The 23298-nt window shown below is 61.2% G+C and carries 23 protein-coding genes; 1 reads left to right on the forward strand and 22 read right to left on the reverse strand.

What is annotated here, in order from left to right; translation table 11 throughout:
- Positions 1–86: 86 nt before the first annotated feature.
- From FG91_RS19030 to FG91_RS19040, 3 genes are all read right to left on the reverse strand, one after another.
- Positions 87–827, reverse strand: a complete 741-nt coding sequence (locus FG91_RS19030; protein WP_037518279.1) for a hypothetical protein — start codon at positions 825–827, stop codon at positions 87–89.
- Positions 828–1056: 229 nt separating this feature from the next.
- Positions 1057–1728, reverse strand: a complete 672-nt coding sequence (locus FG91_RS19035) for a nucleotidyl transferase AbiEii/AbiGii toxin family protein (protein WP_037518281.1) — start codon at positions 1726–1728, stop codon at positions 1057–1059.
- Between the two features lie 4 nt (positions 1729–1732).
- A complete protein-coding gene (locus FG91_RS19040; protein ID WP_037518318.1) occupies positions 1733–1996 on the reverse strand; it encodes a hypothetical protein in 264 nt (87 codons plus the stop codon).
- A gap of 197 nt (positions 1997–2193) precedes the next feature.
- On the opposite strand from FG91_RS19040, the gene FG91_RS19045 reads away from it, so the two are divergent.
- Complete coding sequence (locus FG91_RS19045; RefSeq protein WP_152568183.1) at positions 2194–2403, forward strand: hypothetical protein; 210 nt, start codon at positions 2194–2196, stop codon at positions 2401–2403.
- A 35-nt stretch (positions 2404–2438) separates the two neighbouring features.
- On the opposite strand, the gene FG91_RS19050 is transcribed toward FG91_RS19045, so the two are convergent.
- The 19 genes from FG91_RS19050 to FG91_RS19140 form a co-directional block, all read right to left on the reverse strand.
- Positions 2439–5663: a conjugal transfer protein TraG N-terminal domain-containing protein gene (locus FG91_RS19050; RefSeq protein WP_052187909.1), complete on the reverse strand. Its 3225-nt coding sequence runs from the start codon at positions 5661–5663 to the stop codon at positions 2439–2441.
- A 24-nt stretch (positions 5664–5687) separates the two neighbouring features.
- Positions 5688–7136, reverse strand: coding sequence for a conjugal transfer protein TraH (locus tag FG91_RS19055; protein ID WP_052187911.1), 1449 nt, complete (start codon positions 7134–7136; stop codon positions 5688–5690).
- Positions 7136–7969 carry a conjugal transfer protein TraF gene (locus FG91_RS19060; protein WP_052187923.1) on the reverse strand — a complete coding sequence of 278 codons (834 nt, stop codon included), beginning with the start codon at positions 7967–7969 and terminating at the stop codon, positions 7136–7138. The genes FG91_RS19055 and FG91_RS19060 overlap by 1 nt, the downstream gene beginning before the upstream one ends.
- Before the next feature lie 179 nt (positions 7970–8148).
- Positions 8149–11334, reverse strand: coding sequence for a conjugal transfer protein TraN (gene traN / locus FG91_RS22550; RefSeq protein WP_327195874.1), 3186 nt, complete (start codon positions 11332–11334; stop codon positions 8149–8151).
- Entirely contained in the window at positions 11331–12101 is a 771-nt protein-coding gene (gene trbC, locus FG91_RS19070; RefSeq protein ID WP_235212102.1) for a type-F conjugative transfer system pilin assembly protein TrbC, read from the reverse strand. The genes traN and trbC overlap by 4 nt, the downstream gene beginning before the upstream one ends.
- Complete coding sequence (gene traU, locus FG91_RS19075; RefSeq protein WP_037518330.1) at positions 12086–13114, reverse strand: conjugal transfer pilus assembly protein TraU; 1029 nt, start codon at positions 13112–13114, stop codon at positions 12086–12088. Before traU ends, trbC begins: the two co-directional genes overlap by 16 nt.
- Positions 13115–13146: 32 nt before the next feature.
- Positions 13147–13767 (reverse strand): type-F conjugative transfer system protein TraW, encoded by a 621-nt coding sequence (traW, locus tag FG91_RS19080; RefSeq protein ID WP_152568184.1) that lies wholly within the window; start codon positions 13765–13767, stop codon positions 13147–13149.
- A 14-nt stretch (positions 13768–13781) separates the two neighbouring features.
- Positions 13782–14330 (reverse strand): S26 family signal peptidase, encoded by a 549-nt coding sequence (locus FG91_RS19085; RefSeq protein ID WP_081940684.1) that lies wholly within the window; start codon positions 14328–14330, stop codon positions 13782–13784.
- 4 nt (positions 14331–14334) lie between these two features.
- Positions 14335–14916: a TrbI F-type domain-containing protein gene (locus FG91_RS21160; protein WP_081940685.1), complete on the reverse strand. Its 582-nt coding sequence runs from the start codon at positions 14914–14916 to the stop codon at positions 14335–14337.
- Positions 14909–15268 (reverse strand): hypothetical protein, encoded by a 360-nt coding sequence (locus FG91_RS19095; protein ID WP_037518290.1) that lies wholly within the window; start codon positions 15266–15268, stop codon positions 14909–14911. The genes FG91_RS21160 and FG91_RS19095 overlap by 8 nt, the downstream gene beginning before the upstream one ends.
- Positions 15265–17841 carry a type IV secretion system protein TraC gene (gene traC / locus FG91_RS19100; protein WP_037518292.1) on the reverse strand — a complete coding sequence of 859 codons (2577 nt, stop codon included), beginning with the start codon at positions 17839–17841 and terminating at the stop codon, positions 15265–15267. The genes FG91_RS19095 and traC overlap by 4 nt, the downstream gene beginning before the upstream one ends.
- Positions 17841–18467, reverse strand: coding sequence for a hypothetical protein (locus tag FG91_RS21165; RefSeq protein ID WP_052187917.1), 627 nt, complete (start codon positions 18465–18467; stop codon positions 17841–17843). The genes traC and FG91_RS21165 overlap by 1 nt, the downstream gene beginning before the upstream one ends.
- A 4-nt stretch (positions 18468–18471) precedes the next feature.
- Positions 18472–18729, reverse strand: coding sequence for a hypothetical protein (locus tag FG91_RS19110; RefSeq protein WP_037518294.1), 258 nt, complete (start codon positions 18727–18729; stop codon positions 18472–18474).
- Positions 18729–19556 carry a DsbC family protein gene (locus tag FG91_RS19115; protein WP_037518297.1) on the reverse strand — a complete coding sequence of 276 codons (828 nt, stop codon included), beginning with the start codon at positions 19554–19556 and terminating at the stop codon, positions 18729–18731. Before FG91_RS19115 ends, FG91_RS19110 begins: the two co-directional genes overlap by 1 nt.
- 14 nt (positions 19557–19570) lie before the next feature.
- Positions 19571–20905, reverse strand: a complete 1335-nt coding sequence (locus FG91_RS19120; RefSeq protein ID WP_037518300.1) for a TraB/VirB10 family protein — start codon at positions 20903–20905, stop codon at positions 19571–19573.
- Between the two features lie 2 nt (positions 20906–20907).
- Positions 20908–21699 carry a type-F conjugative transfer system secretin TraK gene (locus FG91_RS19125; RefSeq protein ID WP_235212103.1) on the reverse strand — a complete coding sequence of 264 codons (792 nt, stop codon included), beginning with the start codon at positions 21697–21699 and terminating at the stop codon, positions 20908–20910.
- A gap of 11 nt (positions 21700–21710) precedes the next feature.
- Positions 21711–22310 carry a type IV conjugative transfer system protein TraE gene (locus FG91_RS19130; RefSeq protein ID WP_052187922.1) on the reverse strand — a complete coding sequence of 200 codons (600 nt, stop codon included), beginning with the start codon at positions 22308–22310 and terminating at the stop codon, positions 21711–21713.
- Positions 22311–22313: 3 nt separating this feature from the next.
- On the reverse strand, positions 22314–22598 hold the full coding sequence (gene traL / locus FG91_RS19135; protein WP_037518303.1) for a type IV conjugative transfer system protein TraL: 285 nt from the start codon (positions 22596–22598) through the stop codon (positions 22314–22316).
- A gap of 59 nt (positions 22599–22657) precedes the next feature.
- Positions 22658–22975, reverse strand: a complete 318-nt coding sequence (locus FG91_RS19140; protein WP_409581493.1) for a TrbC/VirB2 family protein — start codon at positions 22973–22975, stop codon at positions 22658–22660.
- Positions 22976–23298: the final 323 nt, after the last annotated feature.

Consider the following 23298-nt stretch of genomic DNA (forward strand, 5'->3'; position numbering starts at 1 on the left):
GGCCTTGGCGGGCGATTTTACATTGGAGGATCTGGGCTTCATCTTCGTTCCTTCGTCACTACGACGAAGCCCAGATCCTCCTTAAATCACAACCTCAAATCTGTGCCATTGGTGCTGACGGCGGACACACTTCGGCTGCGCGCGTTCTCGGAGCCAGCGTCTGCGTCTGCGAATAGGAGCATTTCGTAAAATTCGCACTCGGCGCTGCCCTCTTCGATTTCGGATGGAGCAATCCCGATGAGGCGCTCGAGATCGCGAACGCTTACGCTGGCATCCGCGATCCTCTTCTTGAGCAGCTTCGCAACGTCCGGGCCGATTGCGTTGGCGAACAAGACCGCGGCACGTTTGCCGAGTTCGCGCGTGGCGACCTGAATGCCATGCTTGTTGTAGGTGAAGAGCCCCATTTCTTCCATTTGGGAAAAATATGCGCCTCCGAAGACGCCGAGCGCTTGGCGCAAATATAGTTTCTGCGATCGATCGGTAGAGGCGGCTGCATCGAAGTCGATGACCTTCTCGTCGGCGGCGAGCCGACCGTTCGCCCATTCTGTTCCGCCGACGCCAGTCTCCTCGGCATATGCGGCGACTAGGGCGTAGAGCGCCTCAGCTCTGCGGAGCCAAGTTCGCCACGCCTCGAAATCGTCGGAAGCTCCACTGCGTGCATAAGTTTCGCTGACCCAGCAATAGTAGCAGTAGTAGCGCATGCGGAGGGTAACATTGCTGATGCCCGGCAAAAGCGCCTGGTACAGGAGGACGCCGCTATTTTGAATGCCAAGGGGGTCTAGGCCGCGCTTCTCCGCCTTCTCCGTCCACTGCGGTAACAGATCCAAAATTTCCCCCAATCGGGGATTCCGGAATTTGGTCCCCCTTATTATGTTAGACGTTTCGCACGCCTTTTTTGCGGAAGTGCCGTCGAGACTGTGTTGGCCGGCGCAGCTCTTCCCCGCGAGCGTGTCTCAGCTTATCGAATTTTGACAGAGGTGCCATTGCGATCTGCGCCGTTGCGGAACGATGTCGAGATTGACGTCGCCAGCGAAAGGCAGCGTCACCGGGGCGCGGTTAGTTGGTAATTGCGAGTCCAAGGAGGTTGCGGCTGATTTCTCTTGATCGCGCGACCAGGCCGCGCGTTTTGTCACGAAGCATAAGCTGGCCAATAATGGCTTCGACATAGGCCGGGTTGGTTTTGTCGATAACTTCCAGCGCAGTTTTGCATTTGCCCGGCGGGCATTGCTTGAGTGCTGAAACCACATATTCCGAACCGAAATGCTCGGAAACAGCGGCTAGATCGAACATATCACGAGGTTGGAAGCTCCAGCCGCGATAGAATACCTTCTTTGCAATGATTTCCGCCGGCGTCTCCAAAGCTACGGCATGCCCTCGTACGTCGGTCGCGGTGGTCGGGTCTGGCAGGATGTTATCGCAGCAAATGAAGTCGATTTCGCCCAAATCCTCATATGCGAGCTTCAAGACGTCCGTGCCAGCTTGATAGCTATCGGGAGCTCGGTCGAGCTTGATTCCCTGCGTCTCGGGATTCAAGAACGGTAGATATTGCGGATCGTCCAGAAACAGATCGATGTCGTGGCTCTCGCGATGGTCGATCTGCAACATAAGAGCAGTCCCGCCGCCAAAGCTCCATTGGGGCGAAAAACCATTTTTTTCGTTGAAATGCTTCAGGATACCGATGGCGACATCGAAGAGGACCGGCCATTCGCTTGGCCGCTTCTCGGGCACGGCGTCAGGCCGCCAGCGGCAATGCGTAACCGGAAAGCTGGGAGACCTGCTCTGCGACTTGGCTCGCTAGTTGCTCATCCACATTCATGGCCCACATGAACTGCTTCTGGACCTGAAGCGGAACTTCGGAGAAGAATGCAAAAACTGGCGCATTGAAGCTAATCGCGCTATCGGAATCGACGATCATAGCGGCAAGCTGATGTGCAGAAACAGCCGCCCCGTAAGGGGCGTTCACCGTAGTAAGCACTTGAGTTACAGCGTTTGCCATCATCCGACTCTTAACGCGACCCTCTCTGGATCGTTGCTCCTATATAGCTCCGAGCTGTTATCAAAACAAGAATGGCGGCTTTCCTGGGCAAACCCGGCTCAAATTCCGCTGCGTCGGAGCTTATCTGTAACCGCAAAACATGCCGGAACTTGCCGTTCTTGGGTGTTTCCTGTATGTTCGCATTGGAGGATTGGCCCATGAATGACGACGATAATTTCTCGAGGCGACTCTACGATCCGTCGCACCCGCTGTACGTTTCGTCAGCAGCGGAGGATGGACTCGCACGACTAACCAAGAACCGTGACGACATGACGGAGCTCGGGCCTTGGGGTGTGCGCCTCTTGTATGCCGGGCTGGCGGTAGTTGCGGCCTATTTCGGGCTCATCCTTGTCTTCGGAACACATTGACCACGGCCAGCGGTTAATCCGGATGGCCGCTAAGCTCAACGCTTATGGCCTCTTCCGCCACGCGGCTTTGGATCGTGTTCAATGTGAAGATGATTGTTCGCGGGATTGTCGCGGAACGTCTCAAAATTGACGTCATATTCCGGTCCGAGGCGTTCGCGAACGTCGCGTGCCCACTGGCGGCCCTGCGCGACGCTGATGTCATTCCCGCGCAGATCAAGCCCCTTCCCTTCCGGATGCAAACTACCGCGGGAATGCTGACTGTCTCGGGCCGACGTTACGACGCGTTGCGGCAGCCCGAGAGCGTGAGCAGACGCCGCTGCGGCAGTCAACGCCGACGCCATACTCGAGTCCATTGAGCTGAGATTGGCTCCGCCCTTTACGCCGAGGCCGGCGGTGGCGGCTACGCCGCCGAGATTAACCCGGTGCCCGCCGAGCGGGGCGTCTGCCGCATTATCCAGCCCAACCGCCGTCAGCGCCGCGGCCACTCCCGGCATTGTGCGAATAACCCAGGAATCATTCCGAGCCTCTGCTGTCGCACTAAGACTGTCAGCCTGACGGCGATCGCCGAGCAACGTCGCTCTCATACCCTGACCATAGTCATCGAGACGCGCCACGCTTCCATCGAGACGGCCTCTAACATTATCTTCAAGAGCCACGTCGCGTGCAGTGCCGGAAACATCGACCGCCGGGCCGCGCGATGCGATATCGGCCATGCCGGCAGCGCCGATCGCGCGTATGTCGTCGGCGGTAGAGAACGAGGGTCCGGTAATCGTCCCGGCAGGAGCGTTGGGAACAACACCGAGGTCGCGGTGCATCTTTTCAACGCGATCGTCCATGAACTGCTTCAACAAAGCGTCTTGAGTCATCGCCTGCGTCGTCGTCATGTTGACCAGGCCCGGGTGATAGCTCTGATCGAGATGACGATTTTGCGGATCCATCATCGCGGTTTGAGCATAGCGGACAAAATCCTGGCTCAAATTCTTGTTCAGCGCGTAGCCGTCGCGCTCAAACTGCGAAAATTCGCTCGACCAGCGCTGATACTGCTCTTCCGCGCGCGAAGCTTCCTCGCTGAGGCTTTGTGAGTGCCTCAGATCCTGCGATACTTCCTGCCCCAAACCACGGACCTGACTGTCGGTCGACGAAGTGGTTGCACGATAGAAGCTCTCGCGCGCTTGCCGTGCGGCTTCCGAATTCGATTCCTTTTCGAGCCACTGATAGGCGTCAGTGTTTGCATTCTGAGTTGAAACACCCTGTTCGGTGTTTCTTCTGTCGCTCGAATTGCCGTCGATGCCGATTTTCCCATCAACCTGGCCTGAAAGCGGCCCGCGTTTTCCAGTTACCGCCCCCGATGCACCGATTCCACCCCTGCCGGTCAACACTGTATCGCGTGCCAATTTGTCCGCTTCGCTTTTCGTCATGCCGAATTGGGTCTGAAGAGTATTCGACCAACTCGACGACAGGTCTTGGACCTGCGCGATCGATGATTGTAGCGAGCGGCCCTCTTCGGTCGTCGCGCTCGCGGACGTTTGCGCCGTGTCGAACAATCGCGCAGTTTCCGTGCGTGTCGTGGCCCAGCTATCATTCGCCGCCACGCGCTTCTGCTCGACCACGCCCGATCCTTGACTAAGCCCCTTCTGAAGCTGCGAGCCATAGTCCTTGCTCGCCGAAATCGCGAAGCCAAGATTCGAAATACCTTGGCTGGTATCATAGGCGAACGTGCCGTCCTCATTATACCGGGTGAATGCGCCGTCGCCGGCGCGCTGGTGGATCGATCCGGCGCCGGTATGGAAGCTTGGCGCGGTCGAATATTGATCGCGGCTGAGCGTGTTAATCTGGCGGTTCATCAGCGACGCATTGCCGTATGAGTAATTGCCCGTCGTTGCCTCCGCCGCTGCTTGCTCGGCAGCGTTTTGGCTCGGCGAGAGGAAGCTGGCCGAATGCGACGCGATCGCCATCGCGCCCTTTGCCATGCCGGCAGCAATGAATGGCACAGACATGATCATATAACCGGCGAGCGCGCCGACGTCTTGGTTGACGGCCGAAATGCCGGAGAAGTTGGCGGCGGTCATCCCGCCATTCGCGCCCCACGATGCCAGCGAATCCTGCCAACGCGACATGAAGATCATGTTCAAAATGACGAACAGCGGCCCCCAGGCGGCCAGATAGAAGAAGCCGGTGATATAGCCTTTGGCAACGGTCATGCCGTTGGTGGGCAGCAGCATCAGTAGAAACAGGATTGGGAAGAGCGAGTAGAAAACGACCGTCAGAACGATGTTCAGCAAGGGAACCCATTTCATCGCGCCCGACGCGATCGTGGAATAGGTATTGCGGGTCTGAATGTCCGCGCGCGTCTGCGCGAACGCATCGATCGACCCCTGTGCGGATCCGCTGGCAAAGCTGTCGCGCGCCTCCGTCAGCGCATTGATGAACATCGCCTGCCGAACGAGCTGACCGCTGCTCGAGCCCATTCCCGCGGCGTTCATATTACTGATGTCGTTGTTAAGGCGGGTCGACGCTTGCGCAACCGGAATGCCGGGGAAGAACTGAGCGGCAATTTTGGGAGCTGCGATGGCGTAGTAATTGCTCCAGCCATTGCGAATGAAACTATAGGCCGTCTCGCATGTGACGATGCCCGATGTGCCATCGGGATAGATATACTGCTGCGAAAGCGCGACCGACCCCGGCCCCATCGCAGTGAGCAGATCCGAGGACTTCAGGATGTCGTCATAGGTTTTTCGGCCGAGCAGGATGTCATAAAAGACGCACTGCTTGAAATGCTCGTTCAGGTTGGTCGCATAGACCGGATCGTCGATCCTCAGGCCCTGCGTAGCATCGAGCAACTTCGCGCCATAGATCATGCCTCCGGTCGAATAATTGAGCACTTGGGGCATGGCGAACACGGTCTCGGCGGCTCGCGTCAGATAATCGCCGATCTGGCTGGTGAAGCCCGCGACCAGGCCGAGGCCGACCGGAACATTGTCGACCACCGCCGCCGTCACTCCTGGGTTGGTGCGATCGGTAACTTTTACCGAGATCGTCGGCACCATGACGACCAAATACATCAGGGTCGCCTGCATGAACCATTTGAGGAGCGCCCGCGGATCCATATTCCAAGCCGTGACGAGAAGCGCCCAGGTGAACGCCATGACCATGACAACGCGAATGAGGCCCCGGTAACCACCGGAGCCTGACCACGACGCCACCGCGTTGAAGACGTTGACGAGATACTCCCCGCCCCCGACCGTGAAGACCTCGATCATCGCACGCGCTCCTTCAGCCCGAAATCAGGGCCGCAAGCCTTGCGCCGACAAAGCGCGGGAGAAATTCAGGGATGCCGCCATCCCCGGCGCCATGCGCGTCTGCAGGGTGCTTTCGATCATCATCGCGCGATCGACGATTTCGAAGGTCCGCGTCACGCGCTGGTTCACCGTGCTTTCGCGCTCGAACAGCCGCTGGCGCACGCGCGCAAGCTGCTCGTTGAACTGGCGCAAATTTTCGGAATCGGCTTGATTGCTGTTGTTCGACTGGCCAGAGGCCACCTGATCGAGCATCCGCTGGACGATCGAGTTGAGCAGGTCGATCGCGGTGACTTCGGCGAGCGAGTTGAGCTCGCCCGGCGACAGGTTGAAGCCCGAGGCCGCCTGCACGGCAACAACCTTGTAAAGCGGGATGCTGGCAACGCCGAGGAGGTTCTTCTCTTCGGTCGTCAGCGCCGCATTGCTCCGCACCTTGTCGCTCATCGACTGAATCAACATTGCAACGCGCGGACGCAATGCCGTGGCCCCTAGTGCCGGGATCGTCCGCTTGCCCGGATTGAGGCACTTGTCGGTTTCGTCGCAGCTGAGGACGTCGATCGCCTTGTCGCCGTCGAGCAACGCATCGAGGATCGCGGGATCGCCCTCCCCCCGATAGATGATCGGGAGCGGGTCGTTATCCGATGGACGCTTGCCCACGACGATCGTCCCGGTCAGTGTCATAACCAGCTCGCGCATCTGCCGATCGGAGCTTTCGAGCGGCGATTGCTTGATCATGTCCCAGGCGTAGTTTTTCGGGCCCGGGGTCATTGCCGCAAGTGCTGGATCGGTATTGGAATTGATCGTCGATGATCGCTCACCGCCATTGCCGCATCCGCGCCGCGACTTTGCCCAGTCGGAGAAGCGACCCGCAGACGTGCCGATCGACTGGCAGATTCGATCCTCCGCCGCGTCGACCTTCGGCCACACGGCGCCGACGGCCGCGGCGGCCGCCTCGCAGCTCTGCATGTTGAACTGGTTCACCTTGTTGGCGATGTCCTGCATCTGGTCGATCACGCCGCCGATTTGCGGACTGATGCTGTCGATCGCGAGCTTGAAGGCAAAGCCGATGGCGTTGTTCGCGATCGCCTTCAGGTTCGCGACGAATTCCGACATGTTGATGAAGGAGAAGGAGCCCGAGAAGATGTCGATGCCGCCACAGCCGGCACGCACCTTCGGAAGCTGGATGTTGGCGGGATAGACGCTTTTTTGGGGGAACCGGGCCCATACCGAGCCGAGCGAATAATAGCCGGCGGACTGACCCTGATAAGCCGTCGCGCCGGTAGCATTGGCCGCCGCGCCCATATCGTTGAAGAAATCGCTCATCTCGTCGCCCACGCCAGCCTGTGCCGGCGCCGCGGCTACGGAGAGTGCGATGACGCCGATCCCGATGCGGGAAACGGCCACGCGGATCCGCGCGATGAATTTGATGTCGGCCATTAGAAGTCGCTCCCCACTTTGGTGCTCGTGAGCGTGAAAATGCGTTCGGTGATTTCGTCGGCCGACAAGATGCCGGTGCCGATCGGTATCGGGCGGCGCGCCACAGTATCGTAGAGCACCAGCGCCGGCGTTGCCTTCGAGGTCAGGCCCATCTTCGCGTGCTGTCCGACATCGACGACGTAATTCGGGAATTCGCGGTTCGGTCCGCCGTCCATCGAGACGGCAACGACATTGAAGCCGCTGTTCATCGAAAGCGATTTCAGAATGGGTGCAAAGATCTCGCACGCGCCACAGCTCTGCGCGTAGAAATAGAAGATCCCGTAGCGTTTCGAGAGATTCCGGAGCGCCTGCTCCTGTTCGGCCCTGCGATTGTCGATCCAGGCACGCTTGGCGAGCGTCGAAACGGGACGCTGAAGCGTATAGTCGAGCTCGGGGTTCTGCCACATCGACCGCTGCCAGACATCGGAGAACATCGAGGCCCGATCGAGCTGCTCGCGCTGGAAACGAATATATGCTGCTACATTCTCTTCCGACGGCTCGAGGATTGCCCGCGCCTTCAGCTCGTCGAGTTCCTTGGCAATCGCAGCCAGCCGTTCGCTCGCGGCTGTCGACGACGGCGCCGACGCTGACTTTGTGTTCGGCCGCGGTTTCGGTTTGTCGCAATAAAACCAGGTTCCGAGTTTGCGGGCGCCGCAGTAGAAATCTTGGTTGGGAGAGGGGTCAGTCGCATCGGGAGAGCGATCTTCGGCCGAAGATTGTGCTCGAATAGGTACGCCGGAAACGACGAGCAGTGCGCCGGCAAGAGCAATCGCGTTACGGATCGCCGTCTTCATCATTCTTCTCCGTTTTGAAAGGCTGCTTCGCTGCGACCGCAGCGCCGCCCTGGCGAGCGGCGGTTTGTGCATTTCGAGAACTTCGCGGCCGACCGGGGTTGTCTGAGCCTCGCGCTCCCCGCCTATCGTGATCCACCGCTCGGACGAGGACCGAAAGCCGTCCAGATGGAATCATCTCGTCAAATCCCTCCCGGCAGATGCTGTTTGTAATAGGCGTCGATCTTCGCCTGAATGTCGCTCGCCATCTGCGCTTCTTCGGGAAGCTTCACGGCCTCGAGGAAGTCCGCGTAGATATCCGAAAAATCCATCTTGCTGAGGTCGAGGCGCGAGAATTCGTCGACGGTGAAGCCGGCGCACTGCTCTTCCTTGGGATTGCCCCACGGCTTGTTGATTTGCGGCCGCCCCTGCTCCTGCAGGATCCGGGTGAGCTTCGATTCAAAGCAGCAATATGCCTTCCGCTTGGTCTGGCAGACGCCGAGGAAGCTCGACGAACAATAGCTGCCGATCGAGACGCACAGACCGAGGCGATCCTTTACGTCGAGCTGCTTTTCCTCATTCGAGCACAGGAACGTGGTGAGAAACTGGGTGGCAACGCCTGCGAGTGCGGCAGGTCCGCCACTGAGGCCCGCCCAGGCGGCGGCCGCGGCGACGCCGCCGGAAAACAGGCCCGACACTTTACCAGCGCAGCAATTGACCAAGCCGAAGACGGGCTTGTGGCACGTCTCGCGCGTGCCCTTGAAAAGCCCCATCGTGTCGGGGTCGAATTCCTTGCCGACCTGATCGATCGCGCCCATCGCCACGAGGGCGTCTTTGAACTCGTTCGAGGCCTCGTCCTCGATCTCGCTGCAGCTCCCGTTGATGCAATACATCGACCCACCGCAGACATATTCCTTCACATCGGTCGGCGGAGAATTCGGAATCGGGCATTTGAAGGTGCGCTCGGTGACCTTGCAGGGGCCATTCGGCTCCTCATCAAGGCACGTGTCCCGCACGTGACTGCATTTCGGATTGGACTCGAGCTCGGCGCACTCGCTCTGCCCCGCGCTCTCGCCGTAGCAGGTGCCATTCTGTTCGGTGGCGCCGGGCGGGCAGACCATCGTGACCGTCGCCGGCAGCGAGAGGGTCATTGAACAGGTCGTACCCGACAGCGTGTAATTCGCCGGGCAGCTATAGTTGGGCTGCGCCGGATAGGTCTTGGTGCAGGTCGTGCCCGAAAGGGTGAAGTCGGTCGGGCAGCTATAATTCGGGGTCGCGGGCTGCGTTTCCGTCTTGCTGCACATGTCGCCGCTGAGGCTGTACCCAGACGGGCAGGAATAGATCGGCGTCGCTGGCTGCGAGAGGACCGACTTGCACTTGTCCCCCTGGACCTCCCATCCGGTCGGACAGCTGTAGGTGACCTCAGCAGGCTGCGCGAGATCGATGGTGCAAACCGAACCAGACAGCGAGCCGCCATTGGGGCAACTATAGGTAACCGTCGCGCTCGTCTCGTCGGTCCGCGAGCACGTCGTTCCCGAAAGATTATATCCAGACGGGCAATAATAGACCGGGGTAGCAGACGTCGACGTGACGATCGTGCACGTCGTACCGTTGAGCGTGCCGCCACTCGGGCAAGTATGCGTGACCGTCGCCGGCAGCGAGCTGCTCGTGTTACAGATATTTCCGGCGAGCGTGCCGCCGCTCGGACAGCTGTAAGTGACCGTCGCTGGGCTGCTCGAGCTCGTCTGGCACTGCGTGCCGTTAAGCGTTCCTCCGTTCGGACAGCTATAGCTGACGGTCCCCGGCGTCGCGGTTACCATCGTGCACATCGATCCCTCGACGACATAAGCGCCAGGGCAGGTATAATTGACCTTCGGGTGGAAGAAGCACTTCGTCCCGCTGTAACCCTGCGCTTTTCCTTCCTTATAGAAGCCGGTCCAGGTAGTCGGGCAGGTCTTGCCCGTCTTGGCGAAGCCGCAGTAGGGCGCATTTTCGAAGGTATAGAGATCCATCGGCAGCGCCCAGCCACTGCACTGATAGACCGGCGTCCCCGGCGTCTGGGTCGTCGTCATGCAGTTGGTGCCGTTCGGCGTACCCCCGTTCGGGCAGCTATAGCTCGCCGTTGCGGCATAGCTCCCGGAGGTAACGCATTCGGTCCCCTGCAGCGTACCGCCGTTCGGACAGCTATAATTGGGTGTCGCCCCATAGCTTCCGGTTGCCGTGCAAGTCGTTCCCACGAGAGTATAGCCTGATGGACAGCTATAATTCGGGACTGCCGTATAAGTGCCCGTCTGGGTGCAGGTCGTGCCGTTCAGATTATAGCCCGCGGGGCACGTATAGTAGACGTTAGCCGGCTGCGAGAGCGTCCGCGAGCAAGTCGTGCCGGACAGATTATAGCCGGCGGGACAGCTATAGCTTGCCGTGGCGGCATAGGTCGATTTCGAACGACAGGTTGTGCCTTCAAGAACATAACCAGCGGGACAATTATAGTTCGGCGTCGCCGACTGCTCGAGCGTCCGGACGCAGCTTGTCCCGTCAAGCATATAGTCTGCCGGGCAGCTATAGCGGGTAATCACCGCGGGCTCCGTCGTCGTGCGCGTGCAGTTCGTGCCCTGCAGCGTGAACCCGGCGGGGCAACTGTGGCTGGAGACCGAAGCGGGCTGGGTCACGACGCAGGTCGTACCCTGCAGCACGCCGCCGTCAGGGCAAGTATAGGTGACGTCCGCAGGCTGGGTCAGCGTTTTCGTGCAAGTCCGACCGACAAGGGTATAACCGTCGGGGCAGCTCAGCTCCTCGACGCGATCGGGCGTCGTGACTGTAACGCCGACGTCGCACGTCGCGTCATAATAGTCCTGCTTTTCGCCAACCTTCACCTCTTCACAGGTGCCCGGCGTATTGCTGATATTCTCGCCGAGCTCGGAGCTTCCGGCGTTCTCGTTGATCTCCTCGCCCTTCTTGATGATGTCTTCGAACGAGGATGGATCGACGGTCGCGCGATTGGCGTCCGCGCCCATCATGAATTCCCAGGCTTCGTTACCGACCGCATTGCCGCCCGCGGAATTGAGCGCCCCATCGTCGGTACCGAAGAGGTTCGAAAGGTCGCTCGGCGCCGTCGAATAGCCCGGAATGACGTCGCCGGAGACTTCCTGATCGGGAATTGAGGCGGCCCCCTCTTTCCCTGATTTGGCGAACGCTTCGCCATCCTTGCCGGCGGCGGAAATCTCTCCGGATGGCTGCGATGTTTGCGCCTGAACAACCGGGATAGGACCGACCACCATGGCGATCGCCGCGACGATCGCGACGAGTGAACGGCCCAAGCGCCGCACGCCGGCACCAGCAACGGCTTCAGGTTCGATCAAAACTGTTAGTCGAGAGCTGGCGTCGATCATGACCCCTGCCCTTTTTTCAGCCGCGCCAGCGCTTGGCCCGCGATCGCCGAACCGGGGCCACGACCGTCGACGAATGTCTCGAGTGCATATTCGAGCGGCACATTGCCGCTCATCCGGTCAGAGGGCGGGACGGACGTACGGCAGTTGAACCCGTCGCAAAGCTCGAATTCCGATGTCACGACGACGATCGCCGGCACCGCCGTCACGTCGAAGGCGCGAAACAGGCGCGGATCGATGCCGATGCTGCCGTAAGCATCCTGGTTGTCGACGACCTTCATGATCCCCTGCTGGAACGCCTTCATGGAGTTCCCGGGGAAACCGTTGAACACGACAGTGCCGCCTGCTTTCGCCGTCTCGCGGATAAGCTTTTTCAGGCTTTGCTCCGGCATTGACAGCGATGCGAAAACGATGAGCTGAGGCGCACCCTTGTCGCTGGCCTCAAGCTCGTTGGAGGCGGCGAGCATCTGGTCGAAATCTATCGCCCCGGTGGGTCCCCCCACGAGCACACCCTTATTCTCGCTGAGGTTGCGGTTTCCACCGTCGGCCGCCTCGCGCGCTTCGGCGCGCATTTCGTCACCACGGCGAGCGACTTCGCGGATCAGCGCCTCCGCGTCGGGATCGGCCGCTTCACCGCGGCTCAGGATATGCTGAATATCGAGGCCATCGACATTCTGCGCGAGCGCGATGCTGCCGCCGCAAGCGGCTAGCAGCACGGCTGCGGAAACAAACTTCCCTTTTCTGGAAAGGTTTTTCAAAGGACGCAGCAATTTCGCTTCCTCCACACGAGATAGCCCATGTCTTCGCCGACGGCGGGATAGGTGTTGCCGGAGCCCGGCTTCATATCGGAGGCGCCAATTGGCGGGCACGCCCAGCGGCCCTTGACCATCGCCGATGGCACCGTGGCCTGGAACCTATATTGCTGCTTCTTCATGATCGGCATGATGTATTTGCCGCAGAGCCCCTTCTTGCCCATCGTGCCCCAGGCAATCCCTTGCCGGTGAAGCTTGAAGGCGAAGCGCGAGAGCGCCAGCCGGCTCGACTGGACGTGGCCGATGTGCCCCGAGATGTTTCCGTTCATCGGGTACATCGGCCCGAGGCAGCCCGCGCACCAGAAGAGCGGATCGAGTGGAAGCTTGCCGGTAGCGGCACCGCAGTCCGCGGCGCACGCCGTCTGCGCGAGCGGATTGGCGAACAGTGCGACTTCCGGATTGATCAGCGCCGTCAGCGTATCATCCTGCCAGAGCGGGTCGATTTCGGTGACATACGCGATGTCGAACGACGACTGCTCGAGGCAGGCCATGTCCGTCAGAATCTCCATCCAGTAGAGGAGCGGATAGACGTACCAGTGGACATGCCATTTCGCGCCGCGGTCGTGGCCGTCGACGCTATCGGCCGCGCGGCCGTGACCGATGTTGAATCCGGGCGAGATCTTCTTGCCGCCGAGGCTGGCGAAGCACCACGGCTTCATTGTGACGTCCGCGAGCCTCACCGGCTCCCAAAATCCCATCGCAACGCCGATGCGCGGAAGGGGAGAGCCGCAAGCGCAGATCGGCAGATCGGGATTGTCGGTGTCGGGCCGATCCGATGGAAAGATCTTCAGCCCGCCGACAGAAAGCGGAAAGAGGCATGACCAGCATACGTCGGTCACCGGATTCACGAACTTGCCCGTGCACTTCCCCGGGGTGCCATCGATGCCGGCGGCGCTGGCAATAGTGGGCGCCGCCATTGCGACGCCGGCGGCCGCCAGCGTCAAGAATGCGGCCGATCGAAGTCGCCGCAAGCCCGACCGGAACGAGGCGCGAATACGGCCGATCATTTCCGACCGACCCCGAGCGGGATTTCCGAAACCTTCATCGTTTTCCCATTCGGCTCCACGACCGCCGGCACCGCGCGGATCCCGAACCGCCCGACAAGAAATCCGCCCTGGTCGAAATAGAAGCGGCGCTGGTGCAAGGTCATTGCGTCGAGCGGAGCGCCCTTCACCATGATGAGCTTCGCCGACTGATCGTCGAACCGCCGCAAGGCCCAGCTCATCTGATCCTTGTCGTCCCCGTCAATGAAAACGAGCTTGTGGCGAACAGTCACGAAATCGAGCGGATTGACCCGCTGTCCCGCGCGGGCGATCACATTGCCCTTGTTGTCGAGAATATCCTGCTCGACACGGATCGCCGGATCAAAGATCCAGCTACGATCGCGCACCGCGAGGCTGATACCGGCGACGGGTCGTGGCCGACGTACGCCGGCTTCGGTTTTGCGGGTCAGCTCGGCATTCATCCGCTCGATGCCGCCACTTGCTTCCAGCGTCCGAAGCTTCTGTTCGATCGTGCGAAGAAGATCCGGCTCGGAGATCCGGAACACGGCCCCTTGCTGACCATAATCCTTGGCGCTCGCGATCGGCGCGATGCCGATCGCCGCGATCGCCGCGACGAACATGGTGGCCGCGCGGTTCACAGCAGCGACCACTTCGATACGCCGACAATCTGCTTGGTGCAGACGAATCCAATGGCTGCATAGCGGCTGTCGAACCCGTCAGGATGCGGACTGCCCATATAATAGCAGCCATTGGGTATGACGCCGGTCGGCCCCGGCTCCAATGCTTCGCCCGTGGACGACAGCGGCTTGAGCTTGGCTACGAGCTGCTCCGACGGCGCTTCGTTATCAGCACCCGCGGCCCAGCTCACAATCACGTCGGCACCGCGATGCGACACGATGTCTCCCGGCAAGCCATAGACGATCTTGCCGAACACCGGAGGCTCCGCGCCAAAATGGGCGTGGACGAGGGCATTTGACGGTGGTGCGAAAAACGCAACTTCGCCGCGCTTCACGGCCTTTCCGCGCTCGAAATAATAAGCCCAGTTGGGCAGCGAGGGCGAGCGATTGATGAAGAACCCATGCCGCTGCGCGTAGGTGTCGAGCGACAACCACGCGCTGGTCGCCGCAACCAGGCCGACCGCGATCAGCGAATTTCGCAGCAAGGGCGAGCGAATGCGTCCCATGATCTCACTGCCCGCCGCCGGGAAGCAGACCGCCGCCGCCGAACACCGGATTCGCCGCTGGCGGCGCCTGCATCGGAGCCGTGGGCATAATCCCGGGCATCGCCTGTGCCGGCGCAGGAGCGGCGGCCGCCACGCGCGGCGGCGGGTTGCGCTTGATGAACTCGCCGACAGCCGCCCGAATCTCCGGCGTGATGTCGGGCATCGAGGCCGCCACGACCGCCTCGCTCACAACGATCGTCTCGCCCGCGGCCGCGCGCTCCTGAAGGGTCCGCTGCATGGCGGCCATAAAATGGCGCGTATCGGAATCGACCTGTTCGGGGCTCGCGCCCGATCGGGCTTCGGCCATGATGAAGTCATTTGCCATACCGGCGAGGCTAATCGAAACGATCCGCCGTTCCTTGAGTATCATCAGCTCGCGAGTGGCCCATCCGCCCCAGACGAGTGCCGCGACAAGGGCCGCGCCTCCGGCTATCTGGCCCCAGGAGAAGCCGGCGAAACCGCGGCGGCGGGAAGTGGGCGCCGCCGCGGCCTCGGTCGGAGGAACAAGCGGTTCCCCGCCGATGGTCAAAGCCAGTTGCTCAGTCATTGGACATGTCCCCCTTGGGTGTTGAGGCGTTCGCCAGCAGCGCAGCACGGCGCGTGATGCAGAAGAACAGGACGAGGCCGCCGAAGAGATACAAAAGGATCTCAGCGAACTCGGAACGGCGCGCGCCGTCGGCCGCGAGATAGTGATTCGACAGATTGGCCGTTTCGGCGAAGAACTGATCCACGCTGAGATTTGCCATCAAGGCGAAGAAGCCGAGCATCACCCCTGCAGCGGCGAGACAATTGATCGCAAGCCAGCAACTGACCGACACGAACGAGAAGGCGATGTCCTGAAGCAGCCCCCGAGGCGCGATGGCGGGTGGCTGCTTCCGCGAGGTTGCCAACGCCGTCATTCTGCAGCTTCCGCATAATCGGCGCCGCGGTCCCGGCGCTCCTTGGCCGCACCCGGGAAGGCCACATCTTCGATCGCCTCAGCCATGCTCATGCCAGCGGCTGTTTTCGCATCGATTGCGGCAAAGACTTGCGGGCTCGAGGAATAGAGCGTGGCCGAATAGGGATCGAGCACCAGACGACCCATCGCGAGCATCTCGGGCCCCTTGATGAGCATGTCCGAATATTCGGTGCCGTTCCGCTTGAGCGACCGCATCATCGATTCGACCGCATCATTCATGTCGAAGCGATCGAGCTTCTTGAAGTCCGCGATCGTCTCCGGTTTTTGCTGGAGAATCACGAACCAGTCGCTGTTCTCGAGCGCGGCAATCGACCCTTCGGACTTGTAATAGTCGTTGAGCGATTGGGTCGCCGTAATGAGCGACGCCCCATATTTGCGGCAAGTGCGGGCGTATGTCTCAACGAAGTCGGCCATCGACCCGCCCTTGAGAAGCTGCCACGCCTCATCAAGCAGCAGCGCCTTCCGGGTGCTCCGATCTTTCCGCATCGCCTGGCTCGAAAGGAACATGATGGCCGTCAGGACGACGGATCGCAGCTCTTCGCGCGCTGACAGATCGGACAGTTCGAACACGGTCAGATCGGCCCCGATCTTCAGCGTGGACTGGCCCGTGAAGAAACGACCATAGGTGCCGGAGCTCGAGAACGGCCGCATCGCGATCGCAAGCTCTTCGCCCTGAACATGCTGCCTCGCGTTCAGCGCCTCGATCACGCCGTCGATAGAACCTTGCGTGCCATTCTTTTCCCATTCGGCGTTCACCGCCGCGTCGATCAGGCCGCGCTCGGTATCGTTGAGACGGTCGATATGGCGACCCATCTGACCGATGATCGCCTTCAACATGGCGATGCAATCGAGCCGGTAATCTTCGTCACGCTCCGCTTCGGCGGCGTCGATCATCGAGAAGGGGTTGAGGCAGAAGCCTGAGCTCATCGTGAACTCGACAAATGACCCGCCCTGCAGCTTGCAGCTATGCTCGAAGCTGCGGCCGTCATCGATCACGATGACCTTCGCGCCGGCGCCGACCAGCGCCGAGGTGATTTCCTGCAGGGCCACCGACTTGCCCGATCCGGATTTGCCGAAGACAGCGACATTGTGGTTGCCGGCGCTGTTCTCGAACGGCGACCAGAAGAAGGGCTGCCCGCGGCGACCGAGAAGCAGCAAATGCGGGATCGGCCCGCCATTATATTCGCCCTGCAACGGCGCGATGTTGGCAACCGTTGTGGTCAGCATCGTGCGGAAGCGTTTCAGCCGCTCGAAGTCTTTCGCGAGGCCGTTGGCCATCGTCAGCGGCATGACCGAGATCAGCCCCGCCATCTGCAGATAGCGTTCGTCCTGAAGCTCCCAACCCGCCGCCTTGTAGACAGCCTTGAGATTGCGTTCGTGCCGATCGCCCTCGCCGTAGGGCGAGACGCTCATCACGCTGTAGAAGACGCGTACGAGCTTCTGCCCCTGCCGAAGCTGGTCCTGGACATATTCCCACTCGCGCGACTGGTCGCGAATTTGCGGCGTGAACTTCGCGCTCTGCGAATTCGCGAGGCTGGTCGTCCGCATGAACTTGAAGGCCGCGCGCGAGGTCGCCGCCTGTTCGTCGGGATAGGTGATGGTGAGCATCGTCGCCACCGGACAGGGCATCCGGAGCTTGTCGAAATAGGGATCGCCGATAAGCTTGACCGTATCCCACGGTGCCCAACGCGGTGGAAGGTTGCGGATCGCGTAGCAGCGAATATCGAAGCGGTCCGGCACGATCTCGCCGATGTCCGGCACGCCGTCCTGAAGCGCTCCGAGTGCGCGAAAACGTTCGGTTCGGATCAGGATGCGGTTGGGATCGGTGACGATCTCCATATCACGGCGCACGGCTTGGTCCGCAATCGGATCGAAGCGGTTGTAATCGACGACATCCTCACCCGACACCGTGGTCGGCGAGGTTAAATCGTCAACGAGCTTGAGAAGCCCGACGGGATCGAGAATCTGCGCCTCGACGTCGATCGAGCGAAGCATCGACGCCATCGATTCCCGAAGCGTGATCAGTTCCTCGTCGCTGACCTTTGCGCCCTCCGGCACGCCAAGTGAAATGAAGACCCGGTGCGAACGCAGATGGAATGGTGCATCGGCCGACAGGCTCGACCAAACGCCGCCCTCAAGATAATCAGCGCGGTGCTGCGCGATCCGTTCATAGACGCCCTTCGCCATTTGGCGCGGGATGAACCATTGGACCATCCGTTCCGCGATACGCGGACTCATCCACTGAAGAATCTGGATCGATGTCTTGTCGGGGATGCCTTCGGACAAAAACTGGGAAATGATTTCGCTCGTCCTGTCGTCGGCGCCGACCAGCGGCGAGACTTCGAGGATCCACCCGCGCGACGCGCTATTGTAATAGAGCCCGTTCTTCTGATCGAAGCTCCGATAGGGCAGCCAATCGGCAAACATCGGGATCGACGTCGACGGAACGGCCTTGTCGACCTTGCGCGGCCCGCCGAGCAGGTCACCGAGCAGCTTATTGAACCAGCCCGCCATTACCGGCCATCCGGCGCAGGTTGGGCAGCAAGTGCCGGCGCCGACACAACCGCTTGGTCGGCCGCGGCCGCCGCGCCTTCGCTATCGGAGGGCGGCACCGCCACCGGTTCGGGACCCTTGCGGCCTGCGGCCAGCCGGCGCTCGACTTCGGCCCGGAAATTCTCGCCCGATACAGGCTTGCCCGACGTCGGAACTGCCGCGCTCGCAATCTCGGCGAGAGCCGGCGCGCCCGCCGCAAGCTCGACGAGCGACAAGCGCGCCGGGACCGAGGAAACCGACGCCGCCAATTGACGATCGTCGCTTGCCCCGCCGGCAAGCTGCGGTTCGATGTAGACGACCGTCTCGTCGCGCCAGCGACCGAAACGGTCCGTTCGTGCCGGCAGAACGACCTTCAGCGAACCAGCCAAACGCTGCGCAGCGGGATTCGCGGTTACTGCGCCGGCAACCGCACCAGAAGCCACGCCGCCGGTCATCGACGCGATCGCCTGGTCATCGATATTCGATGTCGGCGAACAGATCCCGTCGGGCGCACGGCAAATGAAATTGCCTTTGACGTTGCCGCCCAGCGACGCACAGCCGCTGAGGGAGATAAGGCAAGCACCGGCAAGCAGACCAAAGCGACGCATAGTCTCAGATCCTCCAAAGACGAACGGCGGCCACGCGGCGACGGCGTTTGGCAAGTAAATTGGCGATCGCCGAGCCGCCCGTTGCGAGCACAACCATGAGCGCGCCGCACACCGCGACCGCGCGAATGAAGCCGAACAGAAGCGCGTAGCGCCCCCCGCCGCCGAATTCGGCCAAACCGGCGTCAGCCGTGAACCCCGCGCCGGCAAGACCCGCCATGCACAGCGTCAGCAACAGGGCTTCCGGGAGATCGCGCGGGCGCATCACTTTGCGCCCTTCAGCCAGGACTCCAGTACCGCGCGCGGGCGATAGCCTTCGAGAACGGTTCCGTCAGACCGGACGAGAACTGGCGTGCCGCTGAATCCATGCGAGCGAGCAAAATTCTCGTTCGCGTCGAGGCCGCTGGTGTCACAGCTTGCGGGGGCCACGTCGGCGCCGGCATAGGCCGCTCTCAGCGCCCGCAGCTTGTCCTTGGCGCAATAGACACGGTTGGAGAGATCGCGCGTCCCAAGCGTCGAAATCGGCCGCTCGATTACGCGGACGTGCATTTGCTCGAGCTCGCCCGCGAGCGCGCGGCAGAAGCCGCAATGAAGATCGGTGAAGATGGTGACCGGAGTGCCCGACGGATTGCCCCAGACGATCGCGCCAGTCGCGGGAAGCTTGGAAAGGTCGACCTTCTGCGCGGCAGCGGGCGGCGCCGCCGCCCGTCCAGCCGGACCCGCGGCCGCCATCTGTGGAACCGGCGTTTCGCTTTCCTCCTCGAGACCGGCTTTCGCCGCGCCACCGAGCAGCATGTCCGGATTCATCTCGAGCAGCTTTGCCGCCGTCAGATCCTGACGCGATTCCATGTCGTAGACGCGGCCGACGATCAGATACCGTGCGGTCCCGTCGACGTAGAACAATGTCTTGCCGGCAACGACCTCGCAGAGCCCCTCAACCTTGTCGCAGTCGATGGCCGAGACCTGCGTCTTCGGGAGGCGGGTCTTGAGGAGCGCCGAAACGCGCGTCGGCTCAAGCCGATCAGCGGCATAGACTGCGGTCGCGGCGCCTCCGAGGAGCAATGCGGCGACCAAACCAATTTTGAGCTTCATGTTCAGCCCTTTCCTCAATTGCGAATGAAGGCGCCGTCGAGAAACACGATCTCGACTTCGACGCCGGTCGGCATCTCGATGACGGGCTGATATTGCTCAGCGCGCTCGATCAGATATTGGGAGAGCATGTCGCCGGCCTGGCTCACGCCTTCGCCGATCCCGCCCTTGGCGATATCGCCGGTCGACAATTTCTGGCGCTCTCCGTTGACGACCGTCGTCGTCCCGGAGAGGAAGCTGTTCGAGTTCGCCGAGAAGCCGCGGCCGATCCCGCCGACGAGACCGGCGAAGAAGGCCTGCATGGTCAAACTGCCTTCGCGGCTGACCACGCGGCCACGGACTCCGGTCTTGCCGCCGAACGCGATGAAGCCCTTGACCTCGCTTTCGGCATAGCGGCCACCCGGTTGCGGGCAGGTCATCTTGGCGAGCTTCACATAGACTTTCTCGGATGAGAGATCGCCGCGCGCTGCGCCATTGACCAGGCACCCATCGATGCGCGTCGTGAGCACCTTGCCGTTCTGCGCCACCGACCGCGCGGGCCCGACGATACGGAGAACGACGGGAAGCGGATCCGACTGTGACTGAACGTTCGACGCTGCGTCGACCCCGACGATCACCCGGGCCTTGGCGTAGCTGTTCGCCGGGAGATAATTGGGGCTGTCGGATGCGAAGAGATTACCCGTCGGCGCAGATTTGCTGCCGCCGCCGGTCGATGCCGGCGTTGCCGCGAAACTGATGACCTTGAGCTCGCGCCGCGCTTGCCCCGCCGCGATCGCGCCGCCGCCGGCTGCATCATAGGCTGCAGGACCACCGGCACCATAGAGCGCCGTCGGGCCAGCGGAGGGCCGCGACGACGCTTGCGCCGCTGCGAGCTGTTCCTTGAGCTGGCGATTTTCATCGTCATAGGCCGAAAGGACCCGCGTGCCTTCCGATGCCATGTTGGAATTTTCAGAGCGCAGCGCGTCAATCTGTGCCTGCATCTGCTCGAGCTGATCGCCCTGCCCTTGCATGCGGCGAAGCTGGTAATCCTGGCTGTTCAGCCGGTTCTCCGACATCGACAGCCATTCCTTTTCGGAAAGGTTGCGCGCCGCCAGATCGTCAGTCGAGACCCTGATATTCTCCGATGCCAGATCCTTGCCCGGCGCATTCGGACCCTCGTCCGTGTTGCCGGTGAAGAACAACCAGTAGACTGCGGCGGTCAGGAGGAGACCGCCCACACCGAACAACAGCATCCGTTGGCGCTTTTCGACGCCCTCGTTGACCGACAGGCTTGCGCCTTCGGGAACTGCCGGCGCTGCGGCCGCCTCACCGCGCGGCGAACCGCGTTTCAGGAATGACCCCAGACCTGCCATGATTAGCTCCCTTGCTTCCGGGTGACGACGTAAGCCGACGTCGCCTGTCGCGGCGCCAGCTTGGGGTTGGCGATCGACACCGCGATCGCGTCGACGGGGGCTATCCGCCCCTCAGTGATTTCGACGGGAGCGGCCGAGCTATTCTCGATCCGGACCACACGACCGACGACATCGAGGCCCTCATATTCGGCGACGAGCTGCACGGTGAGGTCACCGGCCTGTACCGGGACGAGTGCGGAGCGCCGCATACGATAGCCCGGAACGATTTCCTGCGACGCCATCGCCTGGATGAGGCGCACTGCCGTCTCGTCCGCGTCGGGTGCATCTTCTTCGGATTCCGTGACCGCATCAGCCTTTGCCAAGGCGAGCGGGTTCGACACGAATATCTGCTGCGCCTCGATCGCCTCGATCCGGCAGCCGAACTTGTAGACATAGCCTTTCTTCGTCGTTCCGAAGAACGATAGGACTTTCAGGCGAAAGCCCTCCGGCACCGATAAATAGATGTCGCCGCGGGTCGGCTCGTTGACGACCGAAAAATCGTCAAGCGGGTTCGTCGGTTGAACCTTGGACACGCTCGCGAACTCGTCGCCGATCAAGCTAATGCGCGTCAGATCCTTTTCCGACGCAACGCACGCCACGCGCGAATTATCCTCAACCATAACGGTTTCGTCCGCGCGCGCGCTCTGCGCGATTAAGACCGCCGCGCCAATCATCGTCACGCCGAGAACGCGCTGAAGCCGATCCATTGGGCGCGACGTAAAGAGCACGCCGCCAGTGCCGAGTGCCAAAGGCATGAGCATCTCCATCATTGGGAAGCGGGTTCGGTGGCGCCAATGGGCGCGTCTTCACCCGGCTTGTTCGGGACCACGATGCCGAAGCCGATCAATCGGAGCTCGACGCCCGTGTAATTCCAGTCGAAACGGAAGGTGCGCTTGACCGCGCCAACCTCTTGACGGCCGACCATAGTGTGGAGCGTGCCCGTCGTTTCCGACATCAGGCTCTGCGGATCCACCCGCATCGATTCCATCGTGAAATATTGCGACACACTAGAGCCGCGCTGGTCGTTGACGATCTTGAGCAAATCGCCCTTGATCCGACCGTAGGCGGAGGGATGAACGATCTTGAGGACCGAATCCATCCAGTAGTCGAGGTTCTGCGGACTACGATTGAGCATCATCACGGCAGCGTCACGCGTGACGAGCTCCAGATACTCTCTGCTGACCCCCGCGCTGCTGAGCTCGAGCTGCCGCGTCAGGACCGGCTGCAGAACAATCTCCCGATCACGCTCGGAGGCCGCAATCAGAGAGAAGATGGTGACGATCGCAAGGCCCGCACTCGCCATCACGAGCATATTGCGCTGTTTGAGAACGCGCTGCGCCTGCGCCTGGCTAAATCCCGCTTCCATCGCTTACCCCGCCATCAATCGAAGATATGAAGGCGGGACGGCCCGGATGCCCATGACACCGCCGGGAAGATACCAATAGGCCATATGGAGGAGCCACGAGCCAGCGCGGCCTGCCTTTGCCTTTCGCAAGACCCACCAACCCAGAATTCCGAAACATATGCCCCAGATGATATGCTGTACGAGGATCCCGATAAAAAAGGGCCCGGCCATCGCGACGAACTCGTCCATGGTCCAGAGCCCGATCCGTTCGGGTTCATCCAGCTTCCCGGGAATCACATAGCGATCCATAACCGCCCCGCCCCATTTGCCCGGTTACGCGCGCTTGGCGCACTTCCCGGACGCCCACATCAGATGATTGCCGTCACAGCCGAGGTGACGATCGGAACGCCCGTGCCGACACCGATGCCGACACCGACGGGAAGAGCGATCTGACCGAGGCTGAAGCGGCCCGAGGCCATGCCGGCGAGGCCGAGCGCCAGCGAGATGATCGTGATGATCTTGCCGCCCGAGCCTTCGAGAAACGCGGTGAATTTGTTAAACGCGGTGTCGAAGGTCGTATCAGTGCCGGCGAACGCCGGCCCTGCGAGCAACACGAACGCAAGGAACGTTACCGCGGCAAGAAGCGGAAGGTGATCGCGACCGGACGCCCCCTCCCGGTCTCTCATCAGTGACATGGTTTGCATGATTCTTTTCCCATCTTGTGAACGACGCCCCGAACGGGCGCCGGTCAGAAGGGGAAACCGTGGCAAATGCTGGTCAAGCCAATGCAGACCGATTATTACCCAATTTCATCAGAATGGGCATTTTTGCCTCAATATTTTGAAAGATTGCGAATGAATTTTTCGTCAGTTTGACCATGAAATTCGTTACTCGGATGAAGTTTCTGCTCGCGGCAACGAAAATTTCAGGCACTTTGGACTCGAAGACTGTGTGTGAAGATCGAAGTGCATAGTTACGAGGCCATCGAAAGCTTATGGAATGCCAAAGA

It is taken from the genome of Sphingopyxis sp. LC81 (genome assembly GCF_000756375.1).
Classification (GTDB): domain Bacteria; phylum Pseudomonadota; class Alphaproteobacteria; order Sphingomonadales; family Sphingomonadaceae; genus Sphingopyxis.